The following is a 12,998-nucleotide window of genomic DNA, read 5'->3' on the forward strand; positions in this document are numbered from 1 at the left end:
AAAAACGATCACGCGAATTGCACGGCACGCTGCGTTGTAGGGCCGATGTAACCTCGCCGCATGCGAGTCGGCCGTGACGCGCTACTTTGTCACCGGGGTGGCGAATGCGGACGCCGGTTCAGGCGCGGGCTCGGTTGCGCACGCTGGCGCGACGCTTTGCGCAGCAGCCGTCGTCGCGGTGGATGGCGCTGTAGGAATAGGCGCCCGCGCCGGTTCCCCCGCCAACGGCACATTGCCAGATGCCGCCATCGCTCGCGGTTGCAGCAGCAACGCAATGAGCCCACTCCAGCCGGTCTGGTGCGAAGCGCCGACACCGCGCCCGTTGTCGCCATGAAAGTACTCGTGGAACAGGACCAGATCCGCCGACTTCGGATCGGCCTGCAACAGCGGATACGCGCCCATCACCGGCCGCTCGCCGTCCTTGTTCTTCAGGAACAGCGTGGTCGCGCGGCGCGCGAGTTCGTCGGCGATTTCGCTGAGCGAGAACTTTTGCCCCGAGCCGGTCGGGTACTCGACGCGGAATTCGTCGCCGTAATAGCGGTGAAATTCGTACAGCGATTCGATCAGCAGATAGTTGACCGGCATCCACACCGGACCGCGCCAGTTCGAATTGCCGCCGAACACGCGCGTGTCGGATTCCGCGGGCAGATACTTGACGCAAAAACTGTTGCCGTTGTGATTGAACACGAACGGCTGATCGCGATGAAAGCGCGACAGCGCCCGCACGCCGTGATCGGACAGGAATTCGCTTTCGTCGAGCGCACGCCGCAGCAGCGCTTTCATCCGATGACCGCGCAGCAGCGACAGCAGCAGCGCGTTGCCCTTGCCGGGCTCGTTCCAGCGCGACACCAGCCGCGCGAGATCCGGCCGATGTTCGAGGAACCACACGAGCCGCTCGCGCAGACACGGCAAGCCGCCATGCAGACGTTCTTCGAGCACGTGCACGGCAAAGAGCGGAATCAGCCCGACGATCGAGCGCACCCGCATCGGCACGTTGCTGCCGTCGGGCAGGCGCAGCTTGTCGTAGAAGAACTCGTCTTCGCTGTCCCACAGGCCCGTATCGCAGCCGTCTTCGCAGCTCACGGCTTCGGCGATGTACAGGAAGTGCTCGAAGAACTTCACGCCGATATCGACGAACACATGGTTCGCGTACGCGAGTTCGAGCGCGATCCGCATCAGGTCGAGCGCATACGCGGCCATCCATGCGGTGCCGTCGGCCTGATCGATATGACCGCCGGTCGGCAGCGGCGACGAGCGATCGAAGATGCCGACGTTGTCCAGCCCGAGAAAGCCACCCTGGAAAATATTGTGGCCATCGGCGTCCTTGCGGTTTACCCACCACGAGAAATTCAGCAGCAGCTTATGAAACACCAGTTCGAGGAAATCGCGATCCGCTTTGCCGGTCAGCGCGCGATCGATCTCATACACGCGCCACGCGGCCCACGCATGCACCGGGGGGTTGGCGTCGCTGAGCGCCCATTCGTACGCGGGCAGCTGACCATTCGGATGCTGATAGCGGTCCTTCACCAGCAGCAGTAACTGACGCTTCGCAAACGCCGGATCGATCAGCGCGAACGCGGTCGCATGGAACGCGAGGTCCCACGACGCGTACCACGGGTACTCCCATTTATCGGGCATCGATACGATGTCCGCATTGCACAGATGCCGCCAGTCCGCATTGCGGCCGTGCTTGCGGCTCGCGGGTGGTGCGGGCTGCAGCGGATCGCCTTCGAACCAGCGTTGCACGTCGTACTGGTAGTACTGCTTGGACCACAGCATGCCGGCGAGGGCCTGGCGCTGCACGAGGCGCGCGTCGGGATCGGCGATCTCGTGCTGCAACGCGCCATAGAATTCGTCGGCCTCGGCGATGCGGCGCGCGAACAGCGCGTCGGCGTCGAACCGCACGTCGTCGGGCGCCGACTGCGGACGCCAGCGCAGGTACACCACCGCGCGCCCATGCGGACCGAGTTCGAGCGCGGCATGCGCTGCCGCCTTGGTGCCGGCGTCGTGACGGATCGCCTGCTGATCGCCGTGCACGAGATAGTCGTTGAAGCCGTCCTTGAACGGACCCGCGCCGTCCATGTTGAACAGACGCTTGACGTTGGTGTCGTTCTCGCAGAAGAGCCACGCGAGTTGCGGCGTGTCCTTCGACCACGCCGTCACGACAATCGGCTCGTGACCGTGCTGACGCCCGATCAGGTGCGCGTCGCCGTTATGGTCCGTGCCGGCGACCAGCGACGGCTTGTCCTTATTCTCCTTCCACGACCACGAGTTGCGCGCCCAGATTTGCGGCAGCACGTCGAGCGACGCGGACTCGTCCCCGCGATTGTCGATCGTCACGCGCATCACGATGTCGTCGGCCGCGTGCTTCGCGTATTCGACCTGCACGTCGAAATAGCGCAGGTCGTCGAACGCGCCGGTGTCAAGAATCTCGTACTCCGGCATGTCGCCGCCACGGCGCGCGTTTTCCTGCACCAGATCTTCGTACGGGAACGCGGCGTGAGGGTACTTGTACAGCATTCGCATGTACGAGTGGGTCGGCGTGCCGTCGAGGTAGAAGTACAGTTCCTTCACGTCCTCGCCATGGTTGCCCTGCGAGTTGGTGAGGCCGAACAGGCGCTCCTTGAGGATCGGGTCCTTGCGGTTCCACAACGCGAGCGACACGCACCAGCTCAGCTTGTCGTCGCCGAAACCGGCGATGCCGTCTTCGCCCCAGCGATACGCGCGGCTGCGCGCATGGTCGTGCGGGAAGGAGTCCCAGGCGGTGCCGTCCGCGCTGTAGTCCTCGCGCACCGTGCCCCATTGGCGCTCGCTCAGATACGGGCCCCAGCGTTGCCAGTGGGCGCAATCGGCCGAGTGCAGGCGTGAGCCTTCGATGGTGGCGAGCAGATTGGCAGCGCGCAGCGGTGGCATGACTTCGTCCTTGCTTCAGCCTGGCGGCGGGACACACATCGTAGCGCGGTTTACGCGGCGATGGGCTCCAACCGCGCAAGCAGGTTTTCGACGCGCAGCAACTCGCCCAGCGACCACGCCTGGAATGGCGTGCCCGCAGGTGCATGGGGCGCGTCGCCGTCGGCGATTTCACACAGATGGTCGAGGCCCGCGTGATCGAGATGCGCGTAGAGCGGGTCGAGAAAACGCGCCCTGGCTTGCGCGCGGGTTTCCGCCGTGTTGCCGTGAACCCGCAGCCAAGCGTCGACAAACGGACCGAGCAGCCACGGCCAGACGGTTCCTTGATGATAGGCGCCATCGCGTTGCAACGGCGAGCCGCCGTAATGTCCGCGATACGCGGGGTCGGTCGGCGCGAGCGTTCGCAAACCGAGCGGCGTGAGCAACTGCGCTTCGACCTGCGCGAGCACCGCGCGCGCCGCCGCGCCGTCGAGTAGCGGAAACGGCAGACCGCCCACCGCGAATATCTGGTTCGGGCGAATCGAGCGGTCTATCGCGCCTCGCACGTGATCGACGTCGATGTTGTCGAACAGCGCTTGCGTGGCTGGATCGACGAAGCGTTGCTGAAACGCTTGCGACGCTCGCTCCGCGGGTGATTGCCATCGTGGATTCCATGTTGCTGCAATGCGCAACGCGTTGATCCACAGCGCCTGCACTTCGACCGGTTTGCCGATGCGCGGCGTCACCACCCAGTCGCCGACTTTCGCGTCCATCCACGTGAGTTGCACGCCGGGGATGCCGGCGCTCAGCAGGCCGTCGCCGGTGCTCGCCTGGATATTGAAGCGCGTGCCGTTCGTGTAGCCGGTGAGGATCGCGTCGGCGGCCTGTTGCAGACGCGCGCGGGTCCCGGCGTTCGCGTGACCCGTGGCCAGATAGTCGTGCACCGCGACGATGAACCATAACGATGCGTCGACGGAGTTGTATTCCGGCGTGTCGCCGTAGTCGGGGAAACGGTTCGGCAGCATGCCTTCGGACAGCGTGCCCGACCATTCGAGCAGGATCGCGGCGGTTTCGTCGAGTCGGTTCGTTGCGATCAGCAGGCCCCGCATCGCGATGAAAGTATCGCGGCCCCAATCGGTAAACCACGGGAATCCCGCGAGAATCGTGCGGCCTTCGTTGCGCGAGACGACGTAGGCGTCGGCGGAACGTTGCAGACGCGAGCCCAATCCCGTGCGGCGTTCTTGTTCGAGACGGGCGAGCTCCGTGGCGTGAGTTGCGCTGGGCTTGGTGGTAGCTCGCGCGTGGGCGCATTCCGTTGCGCTCGACGCGCTGAGAATCATCACCGCATCGCGCTCGTTCAGGTCGAAGCTGAATACGCCTGGCGTCGCGAGGTCTTCGCTGAAATCGAGGCCGCGTTCCTGTTCGCGTACGTAGCAGAAGTGACGATACCAATCGGGCGCATGCGTGTAGACGCCATCCGTCGCGGCATGAATGACCGGCAAGTCGCCATACGGTTGCCAGTTCACGCACGAGCGATCGTCGCTGGTGTGTGCGTCGAAGTTGAACGCGCCATTCTCATGATGCAGCGCGTGATAATCGCGGCCCGACAACAGCGGCCTGACCTTCAACACAAGCGCATTCGTTTCAGCAGCCGCCGCCGCTGCCAGAGCGCCCGCGAGCCGCCACCGCAAAACCGTTTCGCATGTCGCTTTGCTGACGAAGACTTCCGCCTTCACCACGCCAAACGACTCGCATTGAATACGCCATGTCGGCCACGGCATAGTGTCGAATCCGACGAGACTCGCGCTCAAGTCCGGATAAATCACATCCGGCACATACCGCTGCATACTCAACGGATAGCGCTGCCCTCCCGCCTCCAGCCACGCCTCGACACCGTTGACGAGCACCATGCGTCCACCCGGCGCGCGCGTCGCGCTCAACAGCAGCGCGTGATAACGCCGCGTGCGCAACGTGCCCACCGTGCCCGATGCGAAACCGCCGAAGCCGTCCGCTTCCAGCCATTCATCTTCGAGACGCGTGAGGTCGAAGGGTCGTTCGATGCGTGTCATGGACTAACCGTTATGCAAAGCCGTTAATCGTTCGGTATGCCAAAAGCATCACGCCTATGGCATTACGGTGACATTGTCCTTCTTATCACTTTCCATTCCCTTTCGAAAAACAAACGAATGCGCGAAAGTTCTGCTACTCGCAAACGTTTCACAATTATTTCTTGAAAGGATTAGAGACTGCACCCGCTTTCACAAAACGGATGCAGACATGAGAAGAGACAAACGCCTCGCGAGTGTCGTGTTGCTCGCACTCACGGCATTTGCGCTGAGCGCTTGCGGCGCGGATGACTCTCCATCGACGGCGACGTCGTCGCCTGGCGTTTCCGCGAACGATGCGGCGAACCCCTCGGTGAGCAACGCGGAAAACAACGCAGCAAGCAACGCCGCATCACGTCAGGCGTCTTTATCGGCCGCGTTGCCAGACGCCTCGGCGCCGCTCGCGGCGGTCGCCGCCGCCGCATCCGATCCGATCACGCAAAACATGCAGGCCAGTCTCGCGGCGGATAGCCAGCAAGTCACGCCCGTCATGCGCTACGCACCCGGCGACAACGCCAGCAACAACTGACCTGCTTTTCCCCGCGCGCCGACGCGCGCTATTCTTTCCCTCCGCAGAAGGTGATATTCGATGACATCAACTAGCCGTCGCCGTTTCCTGCAGACCGTCGCATCTTCCGCCGGCGCTGCCGCCGCGCTGACCGCGCTGCCCGAGTCGATTCGCAATGCGTTGGCCGTGCCCGCGTTTTCGCGCACGGGCACGATCCGCGATGTCGAGCACATCGTCGTGTTCATGCAGGAGAACCGCTCGTTCGACCACTACTTCGGCCACATGCGCGGCGTGCGTGGCTACAACGACCGCTTCCCGATTCCGCTGCCGAACGGCAAGCCGGTCTGGTATCAGCCGTCGAAAGCGGACGCGACCAAGCCGGTGCTGCCGTTCCATCTGGACACGTCGACCACCAGCGCTCAATGCGTCGGCGACCTGGATCACTCGTGGTACAAGACCCATGCCGCGATCGACGGCGGCCGCTACGATCAGTGGCCGGCCAACAAGACCAACATGACGATGGGCTATCACCTGCGCAGCGACATTCCGTTTCACTACGCGCTGGCCGATGCGTTCACCATCTGCGACGCGTACTTCTGCTCGCTGCCGGGACCGACGCACCCCAACCGTTCGTATCTGATGAGCGGCACGGTCGATCCGACCGGTACGCTCGGCGGGCCGCTGCTCGACAATAACGACTGGGTCGACGGCGACGGCCCGCCGAATTATCAGTTGCTCTCGTGGACCACGTATCCGGAGCGTCTGCAAGCGGCGGGCATCTCGTGGCAGGTTTATCAGCAGGGCACGTCGGGCTCCGATCCGTTGAACGGCAACTACGGCACCAACATCCTGCAGAACTTCACGAACTTCATCAACGCGCAACCGGGCTCGCCTTTGTATGAGCGCGCGCAAACCGTGCGCACGATCGACGATCTGAAAGCCGACGTGCTCGCGAACAAGCTGCCGCAAGTGTCGTGGTTGTGCCCGCCGGCCGCGTACTCCGAGCACCCGCAATATACGCCCGCATACGGCGCCGAATACACGTCGCAGATTCTCGATGCGTTGACGTCGAATCCCGAGGTGTGGAGCAAGACCGTGCTGTTCATCATGTACGACGAGAACGACGGCTTCTTCGATCACCTCGTACCGCCGCAACCGGCGACGACGGCCGCGCAAGGCAAGTCGACGGTCAGCACCGAAGGCGAAATTCACACGGTGGTGAATCCGGGGCGCGGCGGCAGCTATACCGCTGACGGTTTGCCATACGGTCTCGGCCCGCGCGTGCCGATGACGATCGTGTCGCCGTGGAGCAAGGGCGGCTTCGTGTGCTCGCAGGTGTTCGATCACACGTCGGTGATTCGCTTCATCGAAACGCGTTTCGGCGTTCACGAACCGAACATCACGCCGTGGCGCCGCGCGGTGTGCGGCGACCTGACCACCGCGTTCGACTTCCGCACGCCGGACTCGAAAGTGCCGCCGCTGCCGGACACGAGCAACTACAAGAGCATCGCCGACAACCAGTGCGCGACGCAGCCGAAGCCGACCGTACCCGCGACGCCGGGCGTCGTCGATCCGCAGGAAAGCGGGATTCGGTTCGCGCGCGCGTTGCCGTACGAGCTGCACGTAAACGGCGAAGCGGACGCGAACAAGGGCACGTTCCAGATTTCGCTCGGCAATACGGGCGACCAGGGCGCGCACTTCTACGTGTACTCGACGAATCGCACCGACGGTCCGTGGCGTTATACGGTCGAAGCGGGCAAGTCGCTCAGCGAAACGTTCGACCTGACGACGACGAACGGCGTGTACGCGTTCGAAGTGTTCGGGCCGAACGGCTTCGTGCGCAAGTTCGCGGGCAATACGCAGCAGACCACCACGCATCCGTCGCACGGCCTGGGCCTGTTTGGCAACAACAAGCCGGCGCAGCCCGAGGTGAAGGCGCAATACGACGTCGCGAATGGCAACCTGTTCCTGAAGTTCAGCAACAGCGGCGGCGGTATCGCCCGTTTGACGGTGACCGACAACGCGTACGGCGCGCGTACGCGTCCGGTGCTCGTGCCGGCCGGCGTGCATATCGAAGAGGGATGGGTACTCGCGGCGAGTCATCACTGGTACGACCTGACGGTGACGAGCAATGACGACGCAAGCTTCTCGCGGCGTCTCGCGGGTCACGTCGAGAATGGGCGGCCGAGCATCAGCGATCCGGCGGCGGTGGCGCCGGTGCTGGTTTGAGGTGAGGGGCGGGGGCTTCGCTGCCGCGATGCGTGAGCGGAGCCCCGACTGGAAGCGTTCGGCGGCGGCATGAACGACACAGCCCTGTTCGCATAACGCGCCGCCACCTTCCTGCCGCGATCCACCATCGCGTTATAACCGTCGATGTAATTCGATGCCGCTTCGTAAGTCATCCCGTAGCCGGTCATCAACGATTCGCGAAAACTGGGCATTGCTACGGGTGGCTGCGTCATGGTGGCAGTCGAGCCGCCTGAGCGCGATTGCTCGGCAACGAGTACAACGCTCTCGCCACGGATCATCGACTAAAGGGTCTGGATAACCTCGAGGTCGGTGCCTCGTTGCAAAAGACGCCCGTGCCAGTGAAAGTTGCCGCCAAGGAAGTTGCGCACGCGCTGAACGAGGGCGGCATCGCGAGCCCACACGTCAGCGTAGGCACGTTGAGCAAATTTTTTACCTTCCTCAACCGCCTGCTTCTGCCCGGCAGTTAGAAAGATTCGCCCGCACTCGTACGCTTCCCGGCTGTATATCATCCACATCAAAAGCATCCCCTGCAAAATCCCCCGCATAGCGTTACATTAAGTCCTCCCCCCATCGCCCCGCCAAGGAAGACCCACATGGACCGCAACACCTTCACCGAAAGCCTGACGAAAGACGGCTTTCCCGACGCCGTGGTCGTCACGCGCGAAGCCAACGCCGCGATGGACATCCACTCGCATTCGTTCGAGGCCAAAGCGCTGATCCTCGAAGGCGAACTGCAAATACGCATTGGCGATGAAGAACGAACCTATCGGGTCGGCGACGTATTCCATTTGCCGCCCGACAAAGCGCATTCGGAACGCTACGGTCCGAATGGCGTGACTTATCTGGTCGGAAGGAAATAGAAAGGCGCGCGGCGTATGCGCGGCTAGAGAAGTACCGCGCCGCGCGTAACAAATCAGGCTCCCAGCAACACGCCGGTTCTGAACGGCCGCGCTCCGGTCACGCGCCCCAGCGGCGCCCCCGCCGTCACGAAGCGGATCGCGCGGCGCATATAAAGCACGCCTTCTGTGTTGCTCGTGATCGTGGTGGTTTCGTCGGTGAGCGGATCGACGATATCGAACAACGCCTGCCCGACACGAATCGTCTCGCCGATCTTCGCGCGATGAATCAGAATCCCGCTGACAGGTGCGTAAAACTGCTCGCTCCCCGCGAGCGGCGTCGCCGGCGACAGCAACGCGGGCAAAGGCCGCGCGTCCTGCCGGATCGCATTGCGCCAGACGAGGTAATCGACGAGCGCGTCGGCATCCCGTTGCGCCACTTCGTACGACACGTCACGCTGACCACGGCACTCCACCGTCACCGCAATCGTGCCGGTGGGCACCGGCTTGCCGGCCGGCATCTGCTGCTGCAACGTCCACCACAGCAGGCTATGGGTTTCGTCGAACGACTCGCCACCCGAGTTGGTTGCGAGCAACGACGCCTGCGCGCCCAGATAGCGCGACAATGGCTCGAACTCGGGCCACGCCGCTTCGCTCGTGTACAGATGCATCGCCGCTTCGAGCGAGCAATGCAGATCGATCACCACGTCCGCATCGAATGAGAGTTTCAGCATCGCCAGTTGCAGCGACTCGAATTCAGTCAGCGGCTTCTGCTCGGCCAACTCGGCCGCGATCAGTTCACGCACGATACGCCGATTCTCCGTCGCATCGGAACCCAATGCCTCCTTCGCGCGCGCGACCAGCTTCGAGAACTGCAGGAAGTGTCGATTGAAGTTCTTGCCGCTGCCGAGATCGAAGCGCCCGAGAAACTGACCGAGCACGTACTGTCCGAGCCCAACTGGATTCGCCACCGGCACCAGCACGATCTCCGCGTTCAGCGCGCCCTGCTTTTCCAGTTCGAGCAGGCGGCGCTTGAGCAACACGGTCGTCAGCATCGCGGGCGTTTCGTCGGCATGCAACGACGACTGGATATAAATCTTCTGCCCGCTATTCGTCGGGCCGAAGTGAAACGACACCAGTTCGCGGTGCGTGCCGATAGCCGGCGAGAGAAGCGGAATCGATTGCCTGTTCATGAACGGAAACCTGAAGAAGAAGTGTCGGGAGTCGATGAATCAATTGCCGTACGGATCGAAGTCGAAGTACTTCTTCGCGATCTGCGCGTACGTGCCGTCCTTGAGCATCGACGCGATCGCCGCATTGATCGACGCCTGCACCGCGGTCTCGTCCTTGCGCAGGCCGATGCCCACGCCGCGATCGCCCATCGAGAGTGGCTCGCCAACGAACGCGAAGCCCTTGCCCGCCGGCGTGCGCAGGAAGCCGATGTCCGCTTCCACCGAACCGAGCAACGCGCCGTCGAGCCGCCCGTTCTGCAAGTCGGCGAACACTTCGTCCTGGCTTTTGTACGCGGTCACGTGCGCACCGAGCGGCGCCCAGTTCTTCAGCGCGTAGCCCTCGAACTGCGTGCCCGATTGCACGCCGATCTGTTTGCCGGCCAGCGCGTTCGTGCCGCCCGCGAGCGGCGAGCCCTGCCGCGCGATCAATCGCGACTTGAACTGGAAGATCTTCGACGAAAACAGGATCTGCTGCTCGCGCTTCTCTGTGATCGCCATCGACGACAGGATCGCGTCGATTTTGCGCGCCTGCAGCGCCGGAATCATCCCCGAGAATTCGAGTTCGACCCACTGGCAGCGCGCGTGAATACGCCGGCAGATTTCGTTGCCGAGGTCGACGTCGAAACCTTTGAAGCTGCCGTCGGGCGCCTTGGCGTCCATCGGCGGATAGCTCGGGTCGATGCCGAGGCGCAGCGTGCCGGCGTCGGCGGCGAACGCACCGCTGCTGAAAGTCAGCGCGGCGCTCAGGATCATCAGCGCAATTTTCATGGGAGACCGAGTGTGGGAGGGACGGAGGAGGACCGCGCCATCGTATGACGCCGCCGCGCCTCAAAGAAGGCCCATTCGAACTATCATGATCACCTTTACCGATCACCGGATCATCGAACGGAATCCTCATGGCGTTGACGATCTCCCAACTGCGTGCGTTCACGGCGGTCGCCGAGCACGGCAGCATCCGCGCGGCGTCGCGCGCGCTCGGCATCGCGCAGAGCGGCATCACGCAGCAGTTGCAGAACCTGGAATCGATGCTGGGCGCGACGCTCTTCATCCGCACGAATCGTGGCATTGCGCTGACCGCGCTCGGTCAGCGGCTGTTGCAACGGGCCGGCGCGATCATCGGCGAATGCGAGCGCGCCGAGCAGGAAGTGCAGCAATTGCGCGGTGATTACGTCGGCGAAGTGACGTTCGGCATGACGACCGAGCCGCTCGTCGATGCGCTCGCCCCCGTGCTGATGGACTTTCGCACGCGTTTCGAGCGGGTCGCGGTGCACCTGCGCACCGGCACGTCGCGCATGATGATTTCGTGGATTCGCGAAGGCACGCTCGACTTCGCGGTCGCGCTGGTGTCGAAGCATACCGACACGGCCGACCTGTCGGTCACGCCGCTGTACCCGTCCGATCCGGTGATCGTATGCCGCCAGGGCCATCCGAAAGCGGGCGCGACGTCGCTTGCCGAACTGGTCGACTGCACGTGGGTCGCGACGCGCTCGCCGAATCTCACCGAAGAGCCGCACGTGAACCGCCTGAGTCATCTGTTCGAAAGCCACGGCTTGCCGCCGCCGAAAATCATCGCGACGGTCGAAGGTCTGTACGAGACGCTGCACCTGGTCGGCGCGACGGATTGCCTGTCGCTGGAATCGTCGATCGTGGCGAAGCGCGGGCCGTTGGCGGGCACGCTCGCGTCGATCGCGGTGCGCGAGCGGGCGGTCGAACAGAACGTGTGTCTGCTGCAACGCGCGGCGATTCCGCTCACGCCCGCCGCGCAGGAGTTGGCGACGATGATCGCGTCGTACACGCGCACGGTGCGCGCAAGGTGACTTTAGCGGGGACTTCCGCGCACTCTCACTCCACGTTTTCGAGCGCGATCAATTCGCCGATGGTTTGACGGCGGCGAATCAACCGCGCCTCGCTCGCGTCGAGCAACACCTCGGGCGCGAGCGGCCGGCTGTTGTAGTTCGATGACATCGACGCGCCATACGCGCCCGCGTCATGGAACACGACGAAGTCGCCCACTTCCGGCGCGGGCATCGACCGGCTCGTGACAACGCCGCCTTCGGCCTGCGTGAACACATCGCCCGCTTCGCACAACGGGCCGGCCACCGCGAACGAGTCGAGTGCTGCGGCGCTCGGCTCGCCGCTGCGTTTCACCACGCTCATCCGATGGTGGCTGCCATAAAACGACGGCCGCACGAGGTCGTTGAAGCCCGCGTCGACCAGCGCGAATTGCCGCGTCGGACGCCGATTCAACGCATGCACCTCGGCGACAAGCACGCCCGCCTCGGCGACCAGAAAGCGCCCCGGCTCGATTTCGAGCCGCACGCGATGCCCGACGTGCGATTCGATCCGCCGACGCGCCGCATCCCAAAGCCGGAAGTAGTGATCGACGTCGATACGCGGCTCGCCGTCGCGATACGGCACCGACAAGCCGCCGCCCGCCGAGATCGCTTCGATATCGTGGCCGAGACCGGTCACCGCATCGGCCATCGCATCGCAGACGCGCGCCAGATGCGCATAGTCGACGCCCGAGCCGATGTGCATGTGCAGCCCGACGAGCGTCAAGCGATAGCGACGCACCAGTTCCAGCGCGCGCGGTACGTCGTCGAGCCAGATGCCGTGCTTGCTGTGCTCGCCGCCGGTGTTGGTCTTGTTGCTGTGGCCGTGACCGAAACCCGGATTGATCCGCAGCCACACGCGGTGGCCGTCGGGCGCATGGCGTCCTATCCGTTCGAGCATATCGAGCGAGCCTGCGTTGACCGTGACGCGATGTTCGAGCACGTCGGCGAGCGTCGCGTGGTCGAGCAGATCCGCGGTGAACACCACGCCTTCGGGGTCACCGTCGGGAGAGAAACCCGCTGCGAGACTGCGCGCGATTTCGCCGAGCGAAACCGCATCGACCACCACGCCCTCGGCGCGCATCAGCTTCAGAATGTGCACGTTCGAACACGCCTTCTGCGCGTAACGGATCACGTCGAAACTGCGGAGCTCGGCGATACGTTGGCGAATCGCGTCGGCGTCGTACACCCACAGCGGCGTACCGTGCTGCTGGGCGAGTTTGACGAGTTGTCGGGGGTTGAATGGCATCACGCTTCTTCTCTCGGTGTCGAAACATTACGGTGACCGATATGATGCTGAGAAGCGGTCATTCGGTAAAATACCAATTCTTCGCTCCCCCATTCAT

10 protein-coding genes are annotated in these 12,998 nt (G+C 63.6%); 5 read left to right on the forward strand and 5 right to left on the reverse strand.

Features of this window, described 5'->3' with window-relative positions; genetic code table 11:
• Positions 1-81: 81 nt before the first annotated feature.
• Together BGI01S_RS14865 and BGI01S_RS14870 are read right to left on the reverse strand one after the other, a co-directional pair.
• Entirely contained in the window at positions 82-2,913 is a 2,832-nt protein-coding gene (locus tag BGI01S_RS14865) for an MGH1-like glycoside hydrolase domain-containing protein (RefSeq protein WP_042326515.1), read from the reverse strand.
• A gap of 50 nt (positions 2,914-2,963) precedes the next feature.
• Positions 2,964-4,958 carry an amylo-alpha-1,6-glucosidase gene (locus BGI01S_RS14870; RefSeq protein WP_042326516.1) on the reverse strand — a complete coding sequence of 665 codons (1,995 nt, stop codon included), beginning with the start codon at positions 4,956-4,958 and terminating at the stop codon, positions 2,964-2,966.
• A gap of 67 nt (positions 4,959-5,025) precedes the next feature.
• Between BGI01S_RS14870 and BGI01S_RS14875 the strand changes: the two genes are divergently transcribed.
• From BGI01S_RS14875 to BGI01S_RS14890, 4 genes are all read left to right on the forward strand, one after another.
• Positions 5,026-5,523 (forward strand): hypothetical protein, encoded by a 498-nt coding sequence (locus tag BGI01S_RS14875; protein WP_232624427.1) that lies wholly within the window; start codon positions 5,026-5,028, stop codon positions 5,521-5,523.
• A 60-nt stretch (positions 5,524-5,583) separates the two neighbouring features.
• Positions 5,584-7,731 carry a phosphocholine-specific phospholipase C gene (locus tag BGI01S_RS14880; protein ID WP_042326518.1) on the forward strand — a complete coding sequence of 716 codons (2,148 nt, stop codon included), beginning with the start codon at positions 5,584-5,586 and terminating at the stop codon, positions 7,729-7,731.
• A 260-nt stretch (positions 7,732-7,991) separates the two neighbouring features.
• Positions 7,992-8,219, forward strand: coding sequence for a hypothetical protein (locus BGI01S_RS30205; RefSeq protein ID WP_157004178.1), 228 nt, complete (start codon positions 7,992-7,994; stop codon positions 8,217-8,219).
• Positions 8,220-8,345: 126 nt separating this feature from the next.
• On the forward strand, positions 8,346-8,612 hold the full coding sequence (locus BGI01S_RS14890) for a cupin domain-containing protein (protein ID WP_042326520.1): 267 nt from the start codon (positions 8,346-8,348) through the stop codon (positions 8,610-8,612).
• 53 nt (positions 8,613-8,665) lie between these two features.
• On the opposite strand, the gene BGI01S_RS14895 is transcribed toward BGI01S_RS14890, so the two are convergent.
• Both BGI01S_RS14895 and BGI01S_RS14900 read right to left on the reverse strand, forming a co-directional pair.
• The gene (locus tag BGI01S_RS14895; RefSeq protein ID WP_042326521.1) at positions 8,666-9,781 is read right to left on the reverse strand and encodes a succinylglutamate desuccinylase/aspartoacylase family protein; all 1,116 of its coding nucleotides are present in this window, start codon (positions 9,779-9,781) and stop codon (positions 8,666-8,668) included.
• Between the two features lie 39 nt (positions 9,782-9,820).
• Complete coding sequence (locus BGI01S_RS14900) at positions 9,821-10,588, reverse strand: transporter substrate-binding domain-containing protein (protein WP_042326522.1); 768 nt, start codon at positions 10,586-10,588, stop codon at positions 9,821-9,823.
• Between the two features lie 128 nt (positions 10,589-10,716).
• Between BGI01S_RS14900 and BGI01S_RS14905 the strand changes: the two genes are divergently transcribed.
• The gene (locus BGI01S_RS14905; protein ID WP_042326523.1) at positions 10,717-11,637 is read left to right on the forward strand and encodes a LysR substrate-binding domain-containing protein; all 921 of its coding nucleotides are present in this window, start codon (positions 10,717-10,719) and stop codon (positions 11,635-11,637) included.
• Positions 11,638-11,662: 25 nt separating this feature from the next.
• On the opposite strand, the gene lysA is transcribed toward BGI01S_RS14905, so the two are convergent.
• Positions 11,663-12,901, reverse strand: coding sequence for a diaminopimelate decarboxylase (gene lysA, locus BGI01S_RS14910; protein ID WP_042326524.1), 1,239 nt, complete (start codon positions 12,899-12,901; stop codon positions 11,663-11,665).
• Positions 12,902-12,998: the final 97 nt, after the last annotated feature.

Source organism: Paraburkholderia ginsengisoli NBRC 100965 (assembly GCF_000739735.1).
In the GTDB taxonomy this organism is placed as follows: Bacteria; Pseudomonadota; Gammaproteobacteria; order Burkholderiales; family Burkholderiaceae; genus Paraburkholderia; species Paraburkholderia ginsengisoli.

What these genes read in the sequence shown, in the direction of transcription:
- BGI01S_RS14870 (WP_042326516.1), bottom strand. Translation starts at nt 4,958, where the DNA reads ATGACACGCATCGAACGACCCTTCGACCTCACGCGTCTCGAAGATGAA.
- BGI01S_RS14900 (WP_042326522.1), bottom strand. Translation starts at nt 10,588, where the DNA reads ATGAAAATTGCGCTGATGATCCTGAGCGCCGCGCTGACTTTCAGCAGC.
- BGI01S_RS14865 (WP_042326515.1), bottom strand. Translation starts at nt 2,913, where the DNA reads ATGCCACCGCTGCGCGCTGCCAATCTGCTCGCCACCATCGAAGGCTCA.
- BGI01S_RS14890 (WP_042326520.1), top strand. Translation starts at nt 8,346, where the DNA reads ATGGACCGCAACACCTTCACCGAAAGCCTGACGAAAGACGGCTTTCCC.
- BGI01S_RS14895 (WP_042326521.1), bottom strand. Translation starts at nt 9,781, where the DNA reads ATGAACAGGCAATCGATTCCGCTTCTCTCGCCGGCTATCGGCACGCAC.
- BGI01S_RS14905 (WP_042326523.1), top strand. Translation starts at nt 10,717, where the DNA reads ATGGCGTTGACGATCTCCCAACTGCGTGCGTTCACGGCGGTCGCCGAG.
- BGI01S_RS14880 (WP_042326518.1), top strand. Translation starts at nt 5,584, where the DNA reads ATGACATCAACTAGCCGTCGCCGTTTCCTGCAGACCGTCGCATCTTCC.
- lysA (WP_042326524.1), bottom strand. Translation starts at nt 12,901, where the DNA reads ATGCCATTCAACCCCCGACAACTCGTCAAACTCGCCCAGCAGCACGGT.